Here is a 23700-nt window from a genome sequence, read left to right as displayed (position 1 = left end):
CCTTTTAAAATAATTGAATCGTTTTTCCACCGTCAAAAAAGAACACATAGCACGCCGCCACCTGCTTGCCCAAAATATGCCTGATCGCCTCGGCATACAGCGTCAGCTGAAAACGATGGCGCTCCGCCGCCTCTTCCCATCGTCCGTTGAATATGCGGTCCGTCTTGTAATCCAGCAGTACAAGACCGTCTTCATCCTCGAACAGGCAGTCGATGACGCCCTGCACCAGAATCGGCTCACTGCCCGCTTCAGGGGACAACTCCCCGCCCAGGCGGTGCGAGTGCACCTGCGAAGCCGGAAAAGTGCAGCTAAACGGAGCTTCTCTGCGGATCCAGCCGGCGCGCAGCAGCCTTCGCCCGACCTCTTCCTTAAAAAATGAAGCAATCGCACCCGGCTGAACGGACTCCGCTTGCAAAGCTGTCAGCATTTTGCGCTCTACAAGAATACCCAGCGTCTGCCTTACCGTTTCCTCAGTTACCTCATCCCGGTCAAGCGGAAGATGCTGCATGACCAGATGACTGATCGTGCCGCGCTCTGCCGGCGTAATGGCACGCTCTTCCATAAATTTTGGCCGCCGCAGACGGAACGTCCAATCCGCCGCTGCCCCGGTCTGCATCGCTGCAAAGCCGGCCTCCGCAAGCTGCTCTCCCGGCTGCTCATCGTCAGCCAGCTTGTCTGCATGAAGCCGCTTCATCTCCGTAACCGAGGTTTTGGCGGCCATCGCAGTAGCAGCGAAGTGCGGATAGCGCCAGCTCAAGCGCCGTTCAAGCTCGCTTTGCTCTTCCGCGTTCTCCTCAACCGGTATAAGCTCTCTAACCAGCGCAAGTCTGGCTGCAAATCCCGATTCTGACGCTTCGTTAATCTCAGCGGCGGCAGCTGCTTCCCGGCTAAGCAAGGCGGCCGGTACAATGCCGGTCTGCCACTGCCCGAACACCGGCTTGTATATGACATTTGCTGAATGTTCAACCTCGGCTGCGTTCGTTGCCAAGGTTACCGGAATATGACCGCACATTGCCAGCGGCCCAAGCCAGTCCAAAAACCGCTGTGCCTTGGCAATGCGGAAATCCGGCAACTGGCCGGACGAATCAAGCGCCGCTTGCCAGCGCTGCAGCTGCTTGGCCGCATCCGCCGCTGTGCCGACCAGGATCATTTTTTCTTTCGGGCGCGTAAGGGCAACATACAGAATGCGCATTTCCTCGGCAAGCGTCTCCATATTCATCCGTTCCTTGATCGCCAGAAACGGCAGGCTAGGATAGCTGACGCGCATATCGGCGTCAACGAAACGCGGCCCGTAGCCAAGCTCCTTATGCATTAGAAACGGACTGGTGAGATCGCGGCGGTTGAACGTTTTGCCTAAGCCGGCCACAAAGACGACCGGAAACTCCAGCCCCTTGCTCTTATGAATCGTCATAATGCGGACAACATCCTCTTGTTCCCCAAGCGCTCTCGCCGTTCCAAGATCGCCGCCGCTTTCCTGCATGCGCTCAATAAAACGCAAAAAACGGAACAAGCCGCGCAGCGAAGTTGCTTCGTACTGGCGAGCCCGGTCATATAAAGCGCGCAGGTTCGCCTGACGCTGCAGTCCGCCTGCCATGCCGCCGACAAAATCGTAATAGCCGGTCTCGCGAAAGACAGACCAGATCAACTCAGCCAACGCTCCTTGTCTGGCAGCCGTTCTCCAGCGCTCCAGCTTGTCCATAAAAGCAGTCAGCTTGCCGCGCAGCGATTCCGGCATATCCGGATCATTCTCCGCCGTCCGTATCGCGGAAAAATAGACGGTGCGGCCGCCCGAGATGCGAATCAGCGCCAGCTCTTCGGCCGTCAGGCCTACGATTGGCGATCTGAGCGCCCCGGCTAAAGGGATATCCTGATAGGGATTGTCAATGACGCGCAGCAGGGACAGCATCGTCTCTACTTCCGTCGCTTCAAAATAGCCGCTGCTCAGCTCGGCATAGGCAGGAATGCCGCGAGCCTGCAGCTCTTCAATCATAATCGGCGCCCACTGCTTGTCCGCCCGCAGCAAAATGACGATATCGCGCCAGGCAAGCGGCCGCTTGCTCCCTTTTTTGCCGTCATACGGCTGAAGGCTGTCGCCGCGCTTCATCTCCAAGATGCGCTCGGCAATCCATCTTGCCTCAAGCTGCACTGTCTGCAGCTCCTCTGCCGTCAGCCGCTCCTCCTCATCCGCCGCCGCAGCGGCATCCTCCCCGGAATCACCGGCCCCCGCCTTTTCTTCTTCATCATCGTTTCCGCTGCCGCGGTCGAGCAGCGCCATCTCCACCGCATAGCGTTCTGCGGGTCCGCCGTCATCAGCGGCCGGATAAGAAGCGCCGCACACGAGCTCTGCGCTCCGGTCATAATCCAGCTCCGCCACCGATTCGCGCATAATCGCGCGGAACACCGCATTAACGCCGTCAACCACTTCATCCCGGCTGCGAAAATTACGCGCCAGATCGATGCGCAGCCCGTGTTCGCCAGCCGGGCTATCCTTCTGCATCTCCTCGAAAGAGGAAGTGTATGCTTTATATTTGCGTAAAAATAAATTCGGTTCAGCCAAACGAAATCGATATATACTTTGTTTAACGTCCCCAACCATAAAGCGATTGCCCTGTCCGGGGCGTGAAATTAAGGATACAATCGCTTCTTGCACCATATTCGTATCCTGATACTCGTCCAGTAAAATCTCGTCGAACTGCGCCTGATATTCCAGCGCCGCCGCCGACGCCACGACCTGATCGGCCGTAGAGTCGGGCGAACGCAAAATGCGCAGACAGTAATGCTCCATATCGCCGAAATCTAGCAGCCCCTTCTCCTGCTTCGCTGCCGCAAACCTTCTGCCGAATTCTGCCACAAGCTCTGATAATGTATGCATGAGCGGGGCAAGCTCCTTCAGCTCGGCAGCAAATTGCTCCGGCGGGCGGCCGCAAATTCCATTCTGCAGGTCAGCTACAATTTTTTTGGCCGATTCTCTTAACTCCTTGGCCTGCTCCTGCAGCTCCTTATCGGCTGTGCCCGCCTTCTGGCTTTTGAGCTTGCCGAACGCGCAGCCGCCGAAGGCCGAATACCACTCGCTCCATGGCCGGCTGCTGACAAGCTCCCGCAAAGCACGCACTTGCATCAAGTCCTCTTCAAAAGTCGCGCCGTAGGCATCCGGACCGTCCGGCTGCTGCGCAAGCTTCATCGCCTGCGCAAGCAGCTGCTCCGCGCCGTCAAGCGACATCGCCACCGATCCGCTTAAGCTGCGCACCCATTCGGTATGCTGCAGCTCGTCGGCACTGGCGAGCTCGTAGCTGTCCGCCATGTTTTGCAGCCATAATTCCGGCCAAGGGTGGCTTTGCGCAAAATCATACAATTTCATCACAAGCGCATAGAGCGGTTCATCCCCCCGCTCTCCCCCGTAACGCTCCACAAGCTCCGCAAAACCGCCGCCTTCTTCTCCCGCTTCCGCATACCGCTCCTCGAACAGTGCGTCCAGCACGTCCATTCGCAGCAGCTCGGCTTCCGTCTCGTTGGCAATCCGGAAGCCGGGATCCAGTCCGACAAGCGCATAGTATTTGCGGATGACATCCAGACAGAAGGAATGGAGGGTTGTAATGGACGCCCGTCCCATAAGCGCCAGCTGCTTGCGCAAATGCTCCGATTCCGGATTTTTGTGCAGTTCTTTCTCGAGCGCGATCCGGATCCGCTCCTTCATTTCCGCGGCGGCCGCCTTCGTAAAAGTAGCTACCAGCAAACGGTCAACGTCCGTATCGGATGAAATTTTCCGAATGATCCGTTCAACGAGCACAGCCGTCTTGCCCGAGCCTGCCGCCGCGGCAACCAGAATGTTGCGCCCGCCGGCCGCAATCGCCTTCCATTGATCGTCAGTCCATATGCTGCCTGCCGGTTTCTCGATAACCAATGTATCTGCTTGGCTCATCATTGTTCAACCCCTTCTTCAATGCCAGCGGTCAGCAGCTCCCATACTTCATCCTTGCCAGGCTTGCGCAGCTTGGCAAAATCATTGCCTTCCACCAAAGGGTCGAATTGGCAAACCGGCTTATAGGCGCAAAATTGACACGGCGTTTTGCCGCCCAGGCGGTAAGGAGCTACTGCGACATCGCCTCCGGCTATACGCTCGCCGATTTGTTTCAGCGTCTTGCGAACCGATTTGCGCAGCAGTCCCCACTGCTCATCGCTCGCCACTGTCGAGCTGCTGTAGAAACCGCCGTCTTTCTTAAGCCCGATCGGCAACAGTTCGGAATAGCCGCTTTCCAGTTCGTCATCCATCAGCTGCACCGTCAGTGCGTCCGCACGGACCAGCCCTTTTAATTTGAAGCGCTTCAGCCGCTCGGCTCGCGCTTTATCCGCAGGCAGCGGGTTTGCGGCTGAGATAAGGGGGTTATGAACATGGAAGTACAGCACCCCTGCCGGCTTCGCCGGCTGGCCGAGCCAATCCGGCGCTCCTTCAAGCAAAACATCGAGATAAGTCAGCATTTGCAAAGCCAGTCCGTAGGCAACCTCCTCCAGACGCAGCTGCTTCGCCCCCGATTTGTAATCAATGACGCGCAGCAGCAGGCCGTCCTCGCTTTCGGCGGCATCGACCCGGTCGATCCGGCCGACCATCTCCATTAATCTGCCATTCCCAAGCGGTATACGCACAGGCGGCAGCGGCCCCTCAGGGCCAAAGCCGATTTCGAGCCCTACTGGACGGAACTTCGCCCGCCGGGCATGCTCGCCCAAAATAATCGCTGCCTGGCTAATAATATCCCGCAGCTTGCGGCCGACATATTGATGGCGGCTGCTGCTGAACAAAATTTGCGATTGCAGGCGCTGCGCAAGCTCATCGACGACACGGGCGGCTTCCGCGCGAATTTGTTCGGCTGTCAGCGATCCCAAGCGCTCGCCCAGCGATTCCGTCAGCCGGGTCAGTGCGGCATGAAACAGCTGACCGATATCCGGCGCTGCCAGCTTATAGAGCGCCCGCTCTTTAAGGCGCAAGCCGTGGCTCGCAAAATGCTGAAACGGGCACGAAATAAAGCGTTCCAGACGGGAAACGCTGCCGCGCAGCAGCTGCCCGTACAAGCGGTCAGCCGTCCGGGCGGACAGCATGGCCGGCTGATTTGTATAATCGAGCGATTGGATCAAATGGTGAAGCCTTGCCTGCCACTGCGGCCGCACAGCAAACCAATTGTAGGCCTCCCACCACAATGGGAGCACAGGCTGGTTATGGCGCCAATTGCGCAATTGCACAATGAGGTACGATAACGTCCGTTCCGGGTGCGCAATAAAGCCCAGCTGCTCGTCTGCAGCCGTTCCCGCTGCCGGTTCAAGCGCAATCTGCCGCTCGGCCAGCCCGGGAAACATTTGCTTCATGCGCCTTATCACTTCAGAGGGCAGCAAGCTCTTCCCCTCTTCATCCGCTAACGGCCAGCTAATCCATAAATGTCCGCTTGGCGTCGTCAAGGCATTATAGATGAGAAACCGCTCGTCAAGCAGCCGGCGGCGGACGCCGGGCGCCATAACAAGGCCGCCGTCATCCAATACTTCCCGCTCATGTTCGGTCAATATCCCATCTTCTTGTATACGCTGCGGCATTACACCGTCAGTTGCTCCCAGCAGGTAACATACCTTCACCTGACCGGAGCGTGTACGATCCATGCTCCCGATAAGCACTTGATCAAGCGATGGCGGAACAGCGGCCAGCTGCAAGCTTTCGAGCCCAGTCTCCACCATCCCGGCAAACAGCTCGAGCGGCAGCTGCTCTTTTCCCGTCATCTCCGTTATTTGATCCAGCAGGTCCAATATACCGTCCCATACTTGCCGATGCTCGCGCGCCTTCTGCGTTTCTCCGCGCCCCTCGGCCTCTCTGCTCCATTGCTCCAGACGATCCGGAGCATTAATTTGCATGAGCAGTTCATAGGTAACGACGCACATTTGCTGCACATCCGGCGCCCGCTTCAGCTCCTTGGCAAAGGATTGCAGCAGCGGCACGACAGCATCCCGCGCCAGCAAAATCGCCTGAAAAGCCAGCTTCTCCTGCTCGCCCGCTTCAACCTGCTCGCCTTCCAAGGTGTCGCGTACAAGCGGTTTCCATTGACTGGCTGACAGCCAGCGGTTGCCGTCAATTCCGGCAGCAAGCGCATAGTTCTCCAGCAGATCATAGGTTTCCCTCGTCACGCTGCCATCCTCCGGCAGCAGCAGCTCCGACTTAATGCAGCGGAAGACGGCTTCGTACCGCCATCCATGCACCGCAATCTCAAGTGCGGAACGAATAAATTCAACTAATGGATGATGGAGCGCCGTATTTTTTTGATCGAGAAAAAACGGAATTTCGTAATCGGAAAAAATCGTCTGTATGTAATCTGCATAATCCGCCGCGCCCCGCACCATGACAGCCAAATCCCGATATCTGCACTGTTCATCCCTTACTCTCCGCACGATATCTCTGGCCGCAGCCTCCACTTCCGCCCGCCGTCCGGAAGCGGCATGCAGCGAAATCCCGTCATACTGCCCGGTTGACTGAGCAAACGTCTGTGGTCTGCGTGCAGTATATTGCTTATCCAAATGCGCAAGCTCCGGGCTGGAGGAAAACCGGAAGCTGCTCCCAAGCATAACTGGCGGCAGGACTTCAACGCCATGCTTGTCCGCTAACTGCCTCAATGCGATTAGCGTCTCGGCCGTCGGACGGAACGGCTCCAGCTCGTAAGGCTGCTCTTCCGCTTCATAATTGCGATCCAGACAAAGCGCTATTGTAACTTCATCCGCATGCTTGATCAATGCCGCGAGCGCTTCGTATTCTTTTGGCGTAAAGCCGTGGAAGCCGTCAATCCAAATACGCGCTCCCTTCAATGATGGCGCCGAGCCGAACCCTTGCACGAGCCAGCTTAAGTAGTCCTCCGCATCGATATACAACCCGGCAAGCTCCCGCTCCAGCTCAGCGCTTATCCGCTGCAGATCGTGCAGCTTGCGGCCAAGCAGCGGGCTGGCGGCTCCGGCCTCTTTGCCTTCTGCTTCTGCATAGCGTTTCACCCGTTCTGAATCGATGCCATAACGCTTCCACTCCGTCATTAGCTGGCCGAGGCGGTCGATAAAACCATGCTGCGTTTCTCCTCCCTGAAACAGCTGCAGCTCATCGCCAAGCCGATTGACGATTTTATAGAGCATCATATTTTTTCCGTTCTCGCCAATCGGGACAAGCGCCGTACCGCCCGTCTCCTGCATGACGCGGTAGGAGAGCCGGCGAAAGCTCATCGCCTGTGCCCGCATCATGCCCCGCAATTGTGAGTTTGCCAGCATGGCATACTCGGTTTGGAACGTTGCCTGTTCCGGTACAAGCATAATTAACGGAGGGCCGTCCGGTTCGCTTTTCACTTGTTCGACAATCGTATGTAAGCAATGATGTGTCTTGCCTGTTCCCGAGCGGCCAATTATAAACCGCAGCGCCATGCATCCACCTTCCTTCTGCTGTTCGATTCTCTTATTCTATCATAGAGGAGCGATTCATTCACCAACTTAAACAAACAAATGTTCGTTTTTGTGGCTGGTAAATAATTCGCCGCTGCCGCCGGCCTGCAAACTTTACAAGTAGAATTTAATTATAGTTGTTTTTTCGCTTGCCGCTGCCAAAGTTTATATGCGTTAATAGAGATGTCGGGCCGACGAAAACGCGCGGAAGGAGGCTGATCAACTTGATTCAGAACTATGAGGTGATTTCCGTTTAGGCGGAAATCCATTACAGAGGGAGGCCGTGTAAATGGCCTCCCTTCCTATTTTGCAAAATTTTTAGCAGCCAATTTGAATATTTTTCTTTTTTTTGTGCTGTTATTTCACGTATACTAAATGTAACAGTCCTGAATGCGACTGTGCGATATGCACGATTGCCAGAATAATCGTGCTTTTTTAATCTCAATCTTACGAAAAGGAGGCGGACGCATTGAACATTTTTCACGTCTTGAACACCAACACACATGCATACCGATTTGAGGAGGACTTTGATCGTGAACTACAAAAATGGAAAAGATGTGCTTCCCCCTAGGCTGCTGAAGGAATTGCAATCGTATATTCAAGGTGAGCTTGTTTATATACCCAAGACGAAGGAACAGCGTGTCGGCTGGGGTGAAAAGAGCGGAACACGCCGGCTGATCGCCCGGCGCAATGAGGAAATATACTTATCTTATGCAGGCGGCTGCACCGTCGCAGAGCTGGAACGCCGCTATCATCTGTCGACGGAGAGCATTCGCAAAATCATCGTCAAAATGCGGGGGCTAAGCAAAAACGGATGATTGCCCCTGCAAGCCATATAACAAGAAGAGGCTGTCTCCAAATGTAGCTTTTTACTACTTAGAGACAGCCTTTTTGTCACTATGGGCTCATATAAACCTCGATGGCCAGGCACGCCAAACAGCCCCATCAAAAGTCTGACGGGGCTGCGGCATTTCTATATCGCGCACAGCGTCCTAGCGGCTGCGCACCTCAAAAATCGCAAACTTCAAATAGTGGCCTTCGTTTACGCCTAGCACTTGCGGATGATCCTTGCCGGCCGCGCGCCACTCGATTAGGCGCAGCATTTTTCCGGCGTCGACAGCTGCCGCATGAATCGTTTCCAGAAAAAGATCGGGCCGCATATGATAGGAGCAGCTCGCCGTTACCAGATAACCGCCCTCATTGACCAGCTTTAATCCATGCAGATTGATGTCTTTGTAGCCGCGCACCGCTCCTGCGACTGCCGATTTCGTCTTGGCAAAGGCCGGCGGATCGAGGATGACGACATCCCAGGTGCGGCCTCCGCCGCTTAGCGGCTTTGAAGTATCCGTCTTCGATTTGCCTGTCCGGCCACGCTCGGCGCGCTCCTCCAGCCCCTTCACCTGACTGCGGAGATATGCAAAAGCATCTGCGACAACAAACTCCACCCGGTCTTCAAAGCCGTTGCGCGCTACATTGCGGCGCGCCGTCTCAATCGCATGCTCAGAGACGTCGAGGCAGGTTACCTTTTTGGCGCCGTATTGGCAGGCATGGAGTGTAAAGCTCCCTGTATGGGCAAAGCATTCCAGCACCGTTGCCCCATCCCAATATGGGAAGGTGATGACCTTGCCATTGGAATTGACCGGGACGAGCACCTCAGACTCCCTTGGCTCATTCAGCTGCGATACGGGAACAAACGTCGTATACCCGAACCCTGGCCCGGCCGCTCCCTCCGGTACCTCGGACTTCGGACGCATCGCAAGCTTAATGCCGCTGCGCTCCCCCCAGCCGAGCATAAGCGGGGCGATCGACGCGCGATTTTCCCGCTGATCATAGAAGTAACCCGTCTTTTGCCCTTCCGCGATATCGACTTCTACCGAAAGTCCGTTTTCCCGAATCTCGACAATGCGCGGGCATTCCCCGTACAAGACGCCGGTCCGCTCCTCAAGCCCTTCAAGCGTCCGCACAGACACATCGCTGCGCTCATATATGCCCGCCGGCTGAAACACCTCTGCCAATGCATGGACGATCACATCCCGGCATTTGTCCATGCCGAGTGTCAACAACTGCACGACCAGCACATCGCCAAAACGATCCACGATCAGACCGGGCAAGTAATCGGCCTCGCCGTATACGAGCCGGCAATCTCGCCAGCGTACAAACCGTTCGCGATGCTGGGCGCATTGCTTGAACCTTGTCAGAAAAAATTGTTCATCCATCGCTGCGATCGGCTCATAGGAGACAATTCGCACTGTAATTTGCGATTCTGGATTCCAGTATCCGCTCGCCAAATACTTCCCTTGATGATTGACGACGTCAACGATTCCGCCGACTTCCGCCTCGCCATCCGTCCGCTCGATTTCATTGCCGTACACCCAGGGATGTCCCTGCTCTACCCGTTTTTTGCGGTCACGCTTCAATACTGCCTTTGCCCGCTCTGTCATCGATCCCCCTGCCTTTCTGTCATTCATTTTTCCCGGTCCAATCCGCCTGCAAGTGTCGCCTGGCTTGTCACGCTTGTCATGCTTGAACCAATTGCAGCATATGTATCCTAACGACAACTTGTATAAAGGAGGAGCTGCATGATGGTACACAGCATCCTTGTTCCAATGCTCGCCGGTTTTGCCGTCTTCATGCTGGGAATGAAAATGATGGAGCTGGCTTTACACCGCAGCGCCGGCAAACATCTCGATCATATTTTAAAACGTTCCACCGCAACGCCTATACACGGTATGGTTGTCGGAACGGCAACAACGGCCGTTCTGCAAAGCAGCACGGCCGTTACGGTCATGTCAATCGGTCTGGTCAACGCCGGCTTGCTTACATTCCCGCGAACGCTGGGCATCGTGCTCGGCACGAATATCGGCACATGCCTGACAACCGAGCTGATCGGGCTGAATATAAGCAGCTTCGCCTTGCCAATGCTTGAGCTTTCACTCTGCGTATGGGTCATCACTGTCCTCATCGGCGAAACGGGCTTGCTGCCCGCGCTGCCCTCCCGCCGCCGATCCGCTGTTCGTCTGGGGGCGGCGGGCGGCTCGCCAAGCCTGCAGGCCGGCAGCTGGCTGCTGCCTGTCCGTAATGCAGCCGTCATTGTAGGCGGCTTTTCCCTGCTGCTCGTAGGGATGAAGATGATGCAGTCCGTCTCGCCTGCTGTGCAAGCGAGCGGCCTGTTCAGCCTCTTCCTGACAAAAGCCGAGAGCAGCGTTCTTTGGGGGCTCGCCGCCGGTATCGTGCTCACAGCCGCAGTCCACAGCAGCGCAGCTGTCATCGCAATCATTATGGGCTTCGCTGCAGCTGGAGTCATGCCAGTCCCGATCGGGATCGCTGTCGTCATTGGCGCCAATATCGGTACATGCGTAACTGCCGTACTCGCATCGCTGGGCGGAACGAAATCCGGCCAATATGTCGCCTGGGCTCACGTTGCGCTAAACGTCGGCGGAGCGGTGCTGTTTGCACCGCTGGTCGGCCAACTGCACGATATGATGCAATGGTTGACCGACTCGCCTGCCGCACAAATCGCCCATGCTCAGACCATCTTTAATATCGCTGGCTCGCTCCTGGCTCTGCCGCTGTGTTATCTGCCTGCCCTGCAGCGCTTGACTCCCCGTTAGCGATAACAACGCCTGCGCTTGTTCCAAGGCCGGTTAGCAGGCAAGCAGCATGCGCTGATGCGCAGCAGCGGCTATTTAACCTCCACATTCAGCAGCTCCAGCGCTCCCGATAAAATGCGGTCATTGTTCTGATAACCGGATTGCCGCTGTCTTCTCCACGCTTCGGACGGTTCAAACCACTCCACGCCGCGAATCTCTTCTACCTGCGCCTGCAGTTTGCCTCCGATAGCCTCCACAAGATAATAATGAACCTCTTTATCGACCATTCCGTGCTTCTCGTGGTTGTATTTATATTTGATCTGATCAATTGGTGCGATAATTTTGCCTTCCATGCCGGTTTCCTCGGCGATCTCCCGCAATGCGGTCTGCTCCACTGTTTCCCCCGGCTCCATCTTTCCTTTAGGCAGCGAAATTTTGCCGTAACGGTCCTGGATCAGTTGAATTTGCAGCTCGCCGTCTACTTTTCGAAACACGACGCCGCCGGCCGATATCTCTTTCATATGATCCCTCCATAATCCAGCTTTGTCTTTGTGTGTAGCGACAGCAAGGATTCGGCCTTCCCGCCGCTTGACGGAAATAAGCAGAATCCTTGCTGTAATTCCTATCGCCATTGTTGGACAGATGCCTTAAGCCTGTAGCGCTGTTCCTTGCGGAGCTTGCTCATCCATGGCTGGCGTCCTGCCATCTATGACCCGAACCAGCTTGCCAAAGCTTTCATTGACGCCGGCCTCCGTTATTTTCACCCGGCACAGCTGTCCAATAAGCGATTCGTCGCCTTCAAAAACCACTTGAATATAATTGTCGGAATACCCCATCAAACGGCCGGTTCCCGGCGCGCCTTTATAATCGCGCTCCGGAATGACATCCAGCACTTCGCCCACACAGCTTTGGGCATAAGCGAGCTGCATCCGTTCCGACAGGTCAATCAGCCGATGAACGCGCTCATTTTTGACTTCCTCGTCGATCTGATCCTCCATCCGCGCGGCCGGCGTGCCGGTCCGCTTCGAATAAGGGAATACATGCATTTCGGAGAAGCCAAGCTCCTCCATGAACCGATAGCCGTTCTCAAACATTTCCTCGGTTTCGCCCGGGAACCCGACAATGACATCGGTTGTTATCGCTACGCCAGGCATTGCCTTATGCAAAAGGCGAATTTTCTCGGCGAACTGCTCAACCGTATATTTTCTCCGCATCCGCTTCAGTACGGTGTTGTCGCCAGCCTGCAGCGGAATATGCAGATGCCGGCACATTTTCGAGGAGCGGTTCAGCACCTCAATCATCTCATCATCGATCTGGCTTGCTTCGATCGAGCTGATCCGGATGCGTTCAAGGCCTTCCACCTTGTCCAGATCGATCAGCAGATCGGACAGCTTGTAATTGTCCAAATCGTCGCCGTAGCCGCCGGTATGAATGCCTGTCAGCACGATTTCTTTATAGCCCGCCGCTACCAGCTGCTCGGCCTGTGCGATAACGCTTTGCGGATCGCGGCTGCGGGATAATCCGCGCGACCACGGAATAATGCAAAATGTGCAAAAATTATTGCATCCTTCCTGAATTTTCAAAAAGGCCCGTGTCCGGTCTGCAAAATCAGGTACATCCAGCTCTTCAAACTCGCGGGTTTTCATAATATTGCGTACAGCATTAACCGGCTTGCGCTCAGCCTGAATCTGGCGAATATAGTCCATCAGCTTGTCCCGGTCCTGTGTACCGATTACTAAATCGACCCCTTCGATCGCCATTATTTCCGCTGGCGACGTTTGGGCGTAGCAGCCTGTCACGGCAATGACTGCATCCGGATTGCGGCGAATCGCCCGCCGAATAATTTGCCGGCTCTTCTTGTCCCCCGTATTGGTTACTGTACATGTATTAATCAAATATACATCGGCAGTCTTCGTCTCGAAGTCTACCTGTTCATAGCCTTCTTCCTTAAACAACTGCCATATCGCTTCTGTATCATAGAAGTTTACTTTACAGCCAAGTGTATAAAAAGCAACTGACGGCATTGTCGTCATACGCCTCCCATTTCTCCGGATTCATACATCAGGCAGGCGAGTCCGACCAAAGCTGCCGTCTCAGTGCGTAAAATCCGCTTGCCGAGACCGGCGAGCACGGCGCCTGCCGCTTCCGCTTCTGCCGCCTCACGCTCCGTAAAGCCGCCCTCCGGCCCTACGATAAGCATGACTTTCAGCTCATTATCGCTTAAAGCCCGATGAGAACTGCGGAATGCATGGATTGCAGCGCGCAAGCCTGCTTGCTCTGCTTCATTTTCCTTTTCATAACAAAATAATACAAGATCATAGCCCGCAATCTCGCCTAACAGCCCGCGCCAAGATTGAACTGCAGCTACCGGCGGAATGCGGCTGCGGTGCGCCTGCTCGGCGGCTTCCTTGGCAATCTTGCTCCAGCGCTCAATCCGCTTCGCTTCCTTCTTGCTGTCATATTGAACAATCATCCGCTCCGACTGAAAGGGAATGAACGCCGCTGCGCCGATTTCCGTTCCTTTCTGGATGACCAATTCCATCTTATCGCCCTTGGGCAAGCTTTGAGCCACCGTAACCGACCAGCGCGGCTCGCCGTTCATCGGCAGCCATTCCACGATGTCCGCCTCCACCCTGGAAGGCGTGACGGCAGCAGCCCGTACGAGCGCCGCACGGCTAACGCCATCGCTAACGATTACACAATCCCCTGCCTCCATGCGCATAACGCGGACAGCATGGTGCGCATCGTCACCAGTAAGCAAGGCGCTATGTTCGCCTAATTGCTCAGGCGGTATAAAATATCGCTGCATGTCGCCTTAAATCCTCTCTCATTTCAAAAAAACTCTAACCTTCATCATACACGTTTTATTCCCGTTGCGCCAGCACTTTAAACATTTGCCATCAGCAACGTCCCGGCCGATCTACAGATAAGGTCTGAAGACAGCTTCGCACACCTGCTGAACCCACACAATAATGTAATTCGCATTTTGAAATAGCGGTGTCAGCGTCACAGCACGCAGTGGCGGAATAAACACGATGAGCAAAAAGATAAACATTCCCCACTGCACATTTTGATCCATCTTGATCCGCACATGAACCGGCACCAAATCTTGAATAATCCGGTAGCCGTCCAGCGGCGGCAGCGGGATCAGGTTGAAGACAAACAGCACCATATTGATCGATACGAGATATTCAAAAAATACGGTCAACGCTTTATACACGCCCGGAGAGCTCGCCTCAAACACGCCGGCTGCCTGCAGCACATAGACCAATACAATCCCCAGCACAGCAATGAGCAAATTGCTTAACGGCCCTACCGCCGATACGATAATCCCCATCAGCCGCGGATATTTGAAACGGCCGCGATTGACCGGCACCGGCTTGGCCCAGCCGAAACCGGCGATCAGCAGCAGGATGGTGCCGAAAATATCAAGATGGACGCGTGGATTAAGCGTCACCCTGCCCGCATCATATGCGGTGCGGTCCCCGAACTTGTAGGCGAAATAAGCGTGGGCAAATTCATGAACCGTAAAGGCGATCATAATCACGAGAAAAATAAAAGGCAAATGTTCAAACGGATACCTTAGAAAGGGCAAAAAGGCGCCTCCTGTTCACAGCCAGATCCGCTCCTGCACAGATCCGCTTCGATTTTAGTCATTGCTGCAGCTGTGCAGCAAAAAAAAGCTATTCCGGCTTCACAGCAACGAATGCAATCCAGTCCTGCTCCCGCTGGCGGTCGACAATTTTGAAACCGGCGGCCTCCAGCCCTTTTTCAACATCGAGCTCCTTGTTTTTGAAAATACCTGAAGCAATATAGGTGCCCCCGGGCTTCAGCGCGGCAAAAACATCGTCAACGAAGAGCAAAATAATTTCGGCCAAAATGTTCGCCACCACCAGATCAACCGGCACGCGGATATGGAGCGCTTCTTCAGCTTCCGCATCTGCTTGCAGCACGCCCAGCAAATCACTCAGCTCAACTTGAATTTGCCCCTCAAGCTGATTAAGGGTCGTGTTTTCCTTGGCCGAGGAAACGGCGACCGGATCAAGATCAAGCGCCAGTACGCGCGCCGCTCCCAGCTTGACGGCGCCGATTGCCAGAATGCCGGACCCCGTACCGACGTCAATTACCTCTTCACCGCCGCGAATGACGGACTCCAGTGTACGAAGGCAAAGCGATGTCGTCGGGTGTGTGCCGGTACCGAAGGCCATTCCCGGGTCGAGCTCGATAATGAGCTCTCCGGGAGAAGCTTCGTACTCTTCCCAGGTCGGTTTGATCGTCAGTTTCTCCGATATGCGGATCGGCTTGAAATACTGCTTCCAGGCGTTAGCCCAGTCCTCATCGTCGACGATCACATGCGAAATTTCAAAATCGCCCGGATCGATATCAAACTCGCGCAATTGCTCAATCCGCGGACGAATTTGGGCCATGACCTGCTCAGCGTCGACATCCTGCGAAAAATATCCTTTAATGACCGCCTGACCTTCAGGGATATCGTTCAGCGGGTGCTCATACCATTGACCGAGCGATGTGTCGCGCGGTTTATTCAGTGTGCCGGACTCCTCGATCGACACGCCTCCAGCATCCATCTCATGCAGAAAATTGGATATCATCTCCGTTGCTTCCTCTGTTGTCGCAACTGTTATTTCATGCCATTTCACAATAGCAGCCTCCTAGTTCATCTTACAGTTCATCAGCATATAACCTCTATTTTACAACAGATGGCGCTGGAAGAGAAGAAACGGCTGACGCCGTCGGTTGGGTATGAGAAAAACTTCTATCGAAGTCATTCGAGGATGAGCAACCGCTTTTAAAGGTAGTTTTTATCGCCAATAAGAATTTGTTTTTCCGCACAGCCTGGAAACTTATAAATTCTTATGTGGTAAAAAAAGCCTCGGCAGCGGTATGCGCTGCCGAAGCTCTCCCGTGCACTACTGCGGCCCCAGATTTACTCGCCGCGAAATGCTTTCTTCATCCGGTCAAAGATCGATTCATGATGCTCTTGCGTCGCCTCTCCGCCAATTCCGGCAAATTGGCGAAGCAGATCCTTTTGCTCCTCCGACAAATGGGTCGGCGTAACGACCGTAACCTTGACATGCTGGTCGCCTTGGCCGTAGCCCCGCAGACGCGGAACCCCTTTGCCCTTCAGACGGAAATACGTTCCCGTCTGTGTGCCGGCAGGTATTTTCAGCTTGACCTTTTCGGTCAATGTCGGAATCTCAATCTCATCGCCAAGCGCTGCCTGGGCATAAGTAAGCGGCACTTCGCAATAAATATCGTCGCCATCGCGTTCAAAAAACTCATGCGATTTGACGCGGATAACAATGTATAGATCGCCGGCCGGACCGCCGCGTTGTCCCGCTTCGCCTTCGCCCGACAAACGTATTTGCGCGCCTTCATCAACGCCGGCCGGTATGCGCACATTGATTTTGCGCTGCCGCTTCACTTTGCCAGCGCCATGACAGCTTGAGCATTTTTCCTTCACAGTGCGTCCGGTGCCGCTGCAGTTGGAACAAGCTTTGCGGTTCACCATTCGGCCAAACGGTGTATTTTGCACCACTTCCTGCTGCCCTGTTCCGCGGCAAACCGTACACGTTTCCGGCTTCGTGCCCGGCTTCGCCCCTGAGCCGCCGCATGTATCGCAAGATTCTGTTCTCGGAATTGTAATTTCAGTTTCCTTCCCGAACACAGCCTCTTTAAATTCGATCGTCATCGTATATTGCAAATCATTGCCGCGCTGCGGCGCATTCGGATCGCGCCGGCCGCCGCCGCCAAAAAACATATCGAAAATATCGCCGAAGCCGCCGCTGAAGTCGGCTCCGCCGCCGCCAAAGCCCTGATTGGGATCAACATGTCCATAACGGTCGTAAGTCTCGCGCTTGCTGTCGTCGCTGAGCACATCGTACGCTTCTTTAACCTCTTTGAACTTTTCCTCCGCATCCGCCGCTTTATTAACATCCGGATGATATTCACGCGCCAGCTTACGATAAGCCTTCTTCATATCTTCCGCGGATGCGTTTTTGTCAACGCCAAGCACTTCGTAATAATCCCGTTTATTCGCCAAATTCGGTCACCCCGTCTCCTAGTTAAGCCTGCTACCCATACAGACGAAAAACGGCTGCGCCGTCCAGCTCCAGCGGACGGCACACCGTTTGTCTATGTGCGGGTATTATTTCTTGTCGTCTACTACTTCGTAATCTGCGTCTACGACATTATCTTTGCCTTTCGGCTCGCCGCCAGCCTCGCCTGCTCCGCCTTCAGCACCTTGCTGCTGAGCAGCTTGCTCATACAGCTTCATCGACAGTTGTTGAACGATTTGTGTCAGCTCTTCAGTAGCTGCCTTGATTTCCTCCAGATTGTCGCCTTCAAGCGCTTTTTTCACTTTTTCTTTTGCTGCATTCGCTTTGTCGACTTCAGCAGCGTCTACTTTGTCGCCAAGGTCTTTGATCGTTTTGTCAACTGAGTATACGAGCTGATCACCGCTGTTCTTCGCTTCAACAAGGTCGCGGCGCTTGCGGTCTTCCTCTGCATGAAGCTCAGCGTCCTTCATCATGCGCTCAATTTCATCATCGGACAAGCCGCTGGAAGAAGTGATTGTAATTTTTTGGCTCTTGCCTGTACCTTTATCAAGCGCAGATACATTCACGATACCGTTGGCATCGATGTCGAACGTAACTTCAATTTGCGGTACTCCGCGCGGCGCCAGCGGAATGTCTCCGAGCGTAAAGCGGCCAAGTGTTTTGTTGTCCGCCGCCATTTGCCGTTCGCCTTGCAGAACGTGAATATCAACGCTTGGCTGATTATCAGCATACGTGGAGAATACTTGCGATTTGCTTGTCGGGATCGTCGTATTGCGGTCGATCATTTTTGTAAATACGCCGCCCGCCGTTTCAATACCAAGGGACAGCGGAGTTACGTCAAGCAATACAACGTCCTTCACATCGCCTGTAAGTACGCCAGCTTGAACTGCTGCGCCAAGCGCTACCACTTCGTCCGGGTTAACGCCTTTATGCGGCTCTTTGCCGGTCAACTTTTTAATCGCTTCTTGTACAGCTGGAATACGAGTCGATCCGCCAACGAGAACAACGCGGCTAATTTCCGAAGCCGACATGCCGGAGTCGCTCAGCGCTTGACGAGTCGGCCCAAGCGTACGCTCAACGAGATGATTAGACAGCTCTTCGAATTTCGCACGAGTTAAAGTCATTTCCAAGTGCTGAGGCACGCCGTCTACCATTGTAATAAACGGCAGGGAGATTGTAGTCGTCAGTACACCGGAAAGCTCTTTTTTCGCTTTTTCGGCAGCATCCTTCAAACGTTGAACGGCCGATTTGTCCTTCAACAAATCAATGCCATGTTCTTTTTTGAATTCAGCAGCCAAGTAGTCGATAATAACTTGGTCAAAGTCATCACCGCCCAGCTTGTTGTCACCGCTTGTCGCTTTAACCTCGAAGAAGCCGTCGCCCAGTTCCAAGATCGAAACGTCAAAAGTACCGCCGCCAAGGTCATATACGAGAATCGTTTGATCTTCGGATTTTTCCAGACCGTAAGCAAGCGCCGCTGCTGTCGGCTCGTTGACGATACGCAGCACTTCCAGCCCAGCAATTTTGCCGGCATCCTTTGTCGCCTGGCGCTGACTGTCATTGAAATATGCAGGAACAGTAATAACGGCTTGCGTTACCGTTTGACCGAGATAAGCTTCGGCGTCGGACTTCAGCTTTTGCAATATAATAGCGGAAATTTCTTGTGCCGAATAGTCTTTGCCATCGATCGTTTCCTTATGGGATGTACCCATATGACGTTTAATAGAAGCAATTGTGCGATCAGGATTCGTAATCGCCTGGCGTTTTGCCGGCTCGCCTACGAGACGCTCGCCGTCTTTTTTGAAACCGACGACAGACGGAGTCGTGCGGCTGCCTTCCGGGTTAGGGATAACGACAGCTTCTCCGCCTTCCATTACTGCTACACAAGAGTTCGTTGTACCAAGGTCAATACCGATTACTTTGCTCATGATTTTATTTCCTCCCTAAGTAGTATCCTCTATCTTCGAATTAGGCAGCGATTAGCCGCTAACTTTAACCATTGCAGGCCGCAGCACTTTTTCCTTCAGCAAGTAGCCCTTTTGCAGCTCTTCCACGATGGTGCCCTCTTCGTATTCATCAGATTCGACCGTCATTACCGCTGCATGGAACTCGGGATTAAACGGCTCGCCCACGACTTCCATCTGCTTTAGCCCTTCTTGCTGCAGCACCTGCTCCAGCTGACGGAAAATCATATCCACACCTTTGGCGAACGATTCCACGTCGCCCCCGCTTTTGGAAGCCTCGATCGCCCGCCCAAAATTATCAATGACTGGCAGCAGCTCGGTAATCAGCTTCATTGAAGCGTATTGAGCAAGCTCTTCTTTTTCCTTTTGAGTCCGGCGGCGGAAATTGTCGAAGTCAGCCTGAGCCCGCAACAAACGCTGCTGGCTTTCCTCTGCCTGCTTGCTCAGTTCAGCGATGCGTGCCGAGTTGCCGGCTGCTCCGGTTTCTTCCTCGAATGCTGCTTCGTTCGCATCCTGAGCCTCCCCGGCCGTTTCTGGCGCAGTATCCATTACTTCCTGCTCAGTAGCGCTTGCCGTATCATTGTTATGCTCTGTTGCTGTTTCTTGTTCATGTTTACTCACGGTTCGCTCCACCTCCTGTATATTATTTGTACCAGCGGCCAAGCAATAGAGCCATATCTTTGGATAATACATCCAGTAGACTAATCACTTTTCCATAGTCCATACGCGTCGGCCCCAAAATGCCGATTGTACCCAGCGATTGTCCATCAATTGAATATGTCGCTGTGATGAGACTGCAGTTGTTGATCGCTGCGTGTGAATTTTCTGTTCCAATCCGAACGCCGATCCCGCTCGGTAGCGCGGCGAACATCCGCATAATGGTCGGTGTCTCTTCCAATAGATCAAGCAATGTTTTTACTTTGTCGACATCCTTGAATTCCGGTTGTGTCAGCATATTAGTCGTTCCGCTAAGAAACAGCCGGTGCTCTTCTTCGCTGCTGTTCAGCGCCTTATCCAGAACACCCAGCAATGTTTCGCATTGATCAACATAACGTCCCAGTTCTTGTCCGACTTCAGAATGCAGCTTGGATTTTAGACGGATAAGCGGAACGCCGATTAACTTCGTATTTAAAATGTTGACCGCTCTTTGCATGTCGGACATATTAATATCGGCTGGAAGCGAAATTGTTCGGTTCTCAACATGCCCGGTATTCGTCACAACAATCGCAACTGCTGTATCATCGCTGATCGGAACAAGCTGAAAGTGCTTCAATGAGTTGGTGAACATCTCCGGACCGAGCACAATTGACGTATAGTTCGTCAAATTCGACAGAATTGTCGCAGCGTGCTGAATAACTTCTTCCATTTGATTCATTTTCTCTGCAAAGAAGGAGCGGATCATCGTTAAATCGCCTTCGCTCACTTCTCCAAGCTTCACAAGATGATCGACATAATAGCGATAACCCTTAATAGAAGGTATGCGACCTGCTGAAGTATGCGGCTGCTCAAGGTACCCCAGCTCTTCAAGATCAGCCATTTCATTGCGGATGGTAGCCGGGCTGAAGCCGACATCACCGCGCTTCGAAATGCTGCGGGAGCCGATCGGCTCCGCAGAGCGGATGTAATCGTCGATGATAGCGTTCAAAATGAGTCTCTGCCGTTCTGTCAACATCACAAGTCCCTCCTGTTCGTCTCGCAAGTCTAAAATCACCCTGTTAGAACTTGTCGTTAGCACTCGTTAGGAGAGAGTGCTAATCATTACTACAAAAATACCAAACCACCTTGACGATTGTCAAGTCAGTTCAGCATTTTCAGCACTGCAATTTCATCACAGCATGTCTGTTTGGGGCAATTTACACAATCCGTCCACACCTTCTCGGGAAAAATCTCTTTTTCCACAACGTCAAAGCCATTTTTCAGGAAAAAGGAGATCTCATAGGTGAGCGCCATTATTTTCGGTATTTGCTGCTCTTTGGCTTCTTCAGTCAAATAACTGACCAATTTGGAGCCGAGACCGTATCCCTTGTATCCTTCATACACGCCCAGTGAGCGAATTTCCACCAAATCAGTCCCCAGTCTGCATAATGATCCGCAGCCTACAATTTTATGATCCACTTCGACAACGACGAATGTATCGATTTGTCTAGCCAATGTCTGACGAGAGCGCGGCAGCATGATCCCTTTCACCGCATAGCTCTCAATCAATATATACAAATCCTCTACATCGGCGCTAGTCGCCTTTCTGCAAACCGCTTCCATCCCGTCGCCTCCAAAATACATGCTGTCCAATATTAATATGAATAAATATACATCAGCACGTATGAGTACACAAGTGATTTTTTTCAAAATCTTGCTTGCATGAATTCGTTATAATGATTACAATGCAAGGAACTTTTAAAAAGGAGTGAGCATACGATGAGCAATTCCTCTCAAGACCGGAACGCCGCAAATGCACCGCAAAAGCTTGATCTTGCTTCCCACGTGTTAGAACTGTCGCTGCAGGATTTCATGAGTCAAAAGAAACTCGGCGATAAAGCGATCGGGCAGCTTCCCGACGATGGCCTGTTTTTCGCCCCTAATTCCGAATCCAACAGCATTGCTGTCATCATTAATCATATGTACGGCAATATGCTGTCTCGCTGGACGGATTTTCTGACGACAGATGGAGAAAAAGAAAATCGCAATCGCGATGCCGAATTCGAAACTGCCGCTTTAGACCGCCATCTGTTAATGGAACGTTGGGATGCCGGCTGGAACACATTGTTTTTTGCGCTAAAGGCTATCCAGCCTGAAGATCTGCAGCGCACGATTTACATCCGCGGCGAGGCGCATACGGCGATCCAAGCGATCCATCGGCAAATTTCTCATTATGGCTACCATGTCGGGCAAATTGTATACATCGCCAAAGCATACTGCGCAAGCCACTGGCAAACATTAAGCATTCCCAAAGGAGGCTCGGCTTCCTTCAACAAGCAAATGCGCGAGCAAGCATAAATCCTCGCATTAAACGCGAAAGCAGGCCCCGGCCCTGCTTAATAGCTGGCAGTGAGAAGAAACGGCTGACGCCGTCCTTGGCGCGAGGCAAGTTTCTCCTTCTAACCCGGAGTTTAGGGGCAAGCTCTCTGAAGGAGGGACGGAAGCCACGGACCTTATTTCGTCAATTACCTTCCCTTTTGAAATCTGACGGAGGTGAGCGATCTTAATTCGACGTTTTCTTGCGAAATCGGGCTCATCATCATCAAATAGCGGCTCACAGTTCCGTTACAATTTCAAATCGGTCCAATTTTCGCAAATAGCGGCTATGGCATCCGTTAGCACGTTCATCACGGACGAAGCGTACCCGAGCGGACCGTGGATCCACATGGCTAAGAAAACACTTTACGTTAAGGCCATACCAGCCGGGGCCCGCTTTGGCAAATCCATCATTAAACCGTCAAAAATGCGCCAAAAACTTCATTGCCGAGCGGAACGCCCCGCGCCGTCAGTTTATAGCCCACCGCCGCACTCCTCTCATCGCCAATCCGCTCCAGCAAGCCTTCTGCCAGCAATTTTTGCAGCACTTCTGCAAAATAGTCCTCGATTTGCCTGCCGTCAAATTGCGCCGCGAAATCAGCGTTGCGCACCCCGTCCAGCATCCGCAGTCCAACCATCATAAAATCTTCAATCGCTTCCGCTTCGGTTACTTGATTCGTCTCCAGGCGAGGCAAGCGCAGCTGCGCCGCTTCAATATAAGGCTGGACCCCTTTAATATTGATGTGGCGCTCGCCTTTGGCATAACCGTGGGCGCCCGCGCCAAGCCCGTAATACGGCTCATTGTGCCAATACACCGTATTATGCCTGCTCTCATGTCCTGCCTTGGCAAAATTGCTTATTTCATAATGCTTGTAGCCTGCCGCCTTTAACCGTTCGATAAGCAGCATGTACATGGCCAGCTCATCGTCCTCATGAGGCAGCGGCAGCTCGTTGCGTTCATATAAATGATGAAATAACGTATTTTCCTCCACCTTAAGACCATATAGCGAATAATGCGGCAGCGCAAGCTCCAATGCGCGGCTTACACTCTCATCCAATTTCTCAACCGTTTGGCCGGGGAGACCGAACATAAGGTCAATAGAAATATTATGAAAACCGACTGATCTGGCGTTGGCGATACTCTGATATACGTCATCTACATTATGGATGCGGCCAATCCGCTCCAACAGACCATTGTCGAAAGATTGCACGCCAAAGCTCAGGCGATTGACGCCCCCTTCATACATCACTTTCAGCTTCTCCAGATCGGTCGTACCGGGGTTTGCCTCCATTGAAAACTCCGCTTGCTCATCCAATGGAAAATACCGTTTGACCATCGCGAGAAAACGTTCCATCTGCGGCGGGGTCAGTACCGTAGGCGTACCTCCGCCGACAAATACGGTATGAATAACTTCCGGCGGCAGCACCGCAGCGGTCTGCTCCATTTCCTTCTCCAGCGCCGCCAAATATTGATCAACAGGCTGGCCCTTGACAAGATAAGAGTTGAAGTCACAATAATAGCATTTATTTGTACAAAACGGGATGTGAATATATAACGCTTGAGGCGCATGCATCAGCATTTAGCCGTTCCCTCCTTCCATAAGAAGAGGG

At 53.3% G+C, this 23700-nt stretch carries 17 protein-coding genes; 3 read left to right on the top strand and 14 right to left on the bottom strand.

Translation table 11 applies throughout. The features are described 5' to 3' along the window. Positions 1-4: 4 nt before the first annotated feature. A complete protein-coding gene (gene addA, locus ACFQ0N_RS24450; protein WP_379331207.1) occupies positions 5-3922 on the bottom strand; it encodes a helicase-exonuclease AddAB subunit AddA in 3918 nt (1305 codons plus the stop codon). Next, a complete protein-coding gene (gene addB, locus ACFQ0N_RS24445) occupies positions 3919-7428 on the bottom strand; it encodes a helicase-exonuclease AddAB subunit AddB (protein WP_379331206.1) in 3510 nt (1169 codons plus the stop codon). Before addB ends, addA begins: the two co-directional genes overlap by 4 nt. Positions 7429-7979: 551 nt before the next feature. Between addB and ACFQ0N_RS24440 the strand changes: the two genes are divergently transcribed. Next, positions 7980-8264 (top strand): CD3324 family protein, encoded by a 285-nt coding sequence (locus tag ACFQ0N_RS24440; RefSeq protein WP_379331204.1) that lies wholly within the window; start codon positions 7980-7982, stop codon positions 8262-8264. 174 nt (positions 8265-8438) lie between these two features. Here ACFQ0N_RS24440 and ACFQ0N_RS24435 read toward each other — a convergent pair whose 3' ends face one another. Further along, positions 8439-9914: a class I SAM-dependent rRNA methyltransferase gene (locus ACFQ0N_RS24435; protein WP_379331202.1), complete on the bottom strand. Its 1476-nt coding sequence runs from the start codon at positions 9912-9914 to the stop codon at positions 8439-8441. 111 nt (positions 9915-10025) lie between these two features. On the opposite strand from ACFQ0N_RS24435, the gene ACFQ0N_RS24430 reads away from it, so the two are divergent. Next, positions 10026-11057 carry a Na/Pi cotransporter family protein gene (locus ACFQ0N_RS24430; protein ID WP_379331200.1) on the top strand — a complete coding sequence of 344 codons (1032 nt, stop codon included), beginning with the start codon at positions 10026-10028 and terminating at the stop codon, positions 11055-11057. A 71-nt stretch (positions 11058-11128) separates the two neighbouring features. On the opposite strand, the gene ACFQ0N_RS24425 is transcribed toward ACFQ0N_RS24430, so the two are convergent. From ACFQ0N_RS24425 to ACFQ0N_RS24380, 10 genes are all read right to left on the bottom strand, one after another. Further along, complete coding sequence (locus ACFQ0N_RS24425) at positions 11129-11557, bottom strand: NUDIX hydrolase (RefSeq protein WP_379331198.1); 429 nt, start codon at positions 11555-11557, stop codon at positions 11129-11131. 126 nt (positions 11558-11683) lie between these two features. Further along, positions 11684-13060, bottom strand: a complete 1377-nt coding sequence (mtaB, locus tag ACFQ0N_RS24420; protein ID WP_379331196.1) for a tRNA (N(6)-L-threonylcarbamoyladenosine(37)-C(2))-methylthiotransferase MtaB — start codon at positions 13058-13060, stop codon at positions 11684-11686. A 5-nt stretch (positions 13061-13065) separates the two neighbouring features. Continuing rightward, complete coding sequence (locus ACFQ0N_RS24415; RefSeq protein ID WP_379331194.1) at positions 13066-13845, bottom strand: RsmE family RNA methyltransferase; 780 nt, start codon at positions 13843-13845, stop codon at positions 13066-13068. A gap of 111 nt (positions 13846-13956) precedes the next feature. Continuing rightward, positions 13957-14577: a site-2 protease family protein gene (locus ACFQ0N_RS24410; protein WP_379331425.1), complete on the bottom strand. Its 621-nt coding sequence runs from the start codon at positions 14575-14577 to the stop codon at positions 13957-13959. A 142-nt stretch (positions 14578-14719) separates the two neighbouring features. Further along, the gene (gene prmA, locus ACFQ0N_RS24405) at positions 14720-15694 is read right to left on the bottom strand and encodes a 50S ribosomal protein L11 methyltransferase (RefSeq protein ID WP_379331192.1); all 975 of its coding nucleotides are present in this window, start codon (positions 15692-15694) and stop codon (positions 14720-14722) included. A 287-nt stretch (positions 15695-15981) separates the two neighbouring features. Continuing rightward, positions 15982-17097, bottom strand: coding sequence for a molecular chaperone DnaJ (gene dnaJ / locus ACFQ0N_RS24400; RefSeq protein ID WP_379331190.1), 1116 nt, complete (start codon positions 17095-17097; stop codon positions 15982-15984). A 105-nt stretch (positions 17098-17202) separates the two neighbouring features. Continuing rightward, positions 17203-19041, bottom strand: coding sequence for a molecular chaperone DnaK (gene dnaK, locus ACFQ0N_RS24395; protein ID WP_379331188.1), 1839 nt, complete (start codon positions 19039-19041; stop codon positions 17203-17205). 51 nt (positions 19042-19092) lie between these two features. Next, on the bottom strand, positions 19093-19698 hold the full coding sequence (gene grpE, locus ACFQ0N_RS24390) for a nucleotide exchange factor GrpE (RefSeq protein WP_379331186.1): 606 nt from the start codon (positions 19696-19698) through the stop codon (positions 19093-19095). A 22-nt stretch (positions 19699-19720) separates the two neighbouring features. Beyond that, on the bottom strand, positions 19721-20749 hold the full coding sequence (hrcA, locus tag ACFQ0N_RS24385; RefSeq protein ID WP_379331184.1) for a heat-inducible transcriptional repressor HrcA: 1029 nt from the start codon (positions 20747-20749) through the stop codon (positions 19721-19723). 125 nt (positions 20750-20874) lie between these two features. After that, positions 20875-21336 carry an N-acetyltransferase gene (locus tag ACFQ0N_RS24380; protein WP_379331182.1) on the bottom strand — a complete coding sequence of 154 codons (462 nt, stop codon included), beginning with the start codon at positions 21334-21336 and terminating at the stop codon, positions 20875-20877. Positions 21337-21492: 156 nt separating this feature from the next. Between ACFQ0N_RS24380 and ACFQ0N_RS24375 the strand changes: the two genes are divergently transcribed. Further along, positions 21493-22071, top strand: a complete 579-nt coding sequence (locus tag ACFQ0N_RS24375; protein WP_379331180.1) for a DUF1572 family protein — start codon at positions 21493-21495, stop codon at positions 22069-22071. A gap of 431 nt (positions 22072-22502) precedes the next feature. Here ACFQ0N_RS24375 and hemW read toward each other — a convergent pair whose 3' ends face one another. Next, positions 22503-23669 (bottom strand): radical SAM family heme chaperone HemW, encoded by a 1167-nt coding sequence (gene hemW, locus ACFQ0N_RS24370; RefSeq protein WP_379331178.1) that lies wholly within the window; start codon positions 23667-23669, stop codon positions 22503-22505. Positions 23670-23700: the final 31 nt, after the last annotated feature.

The sequence above is a fragment of the Paenibacillus sp. GCM10027626 genome, assembly GCF_042676285.1.
GTDB lineage: Bacteria > Bacillota > Bacilli > Paenibacillales > Paenibacillaceae > Paenibacillus_Z.
This window is presented reverse-complemented; position numbering and strand designations above follow the sequence as displayed.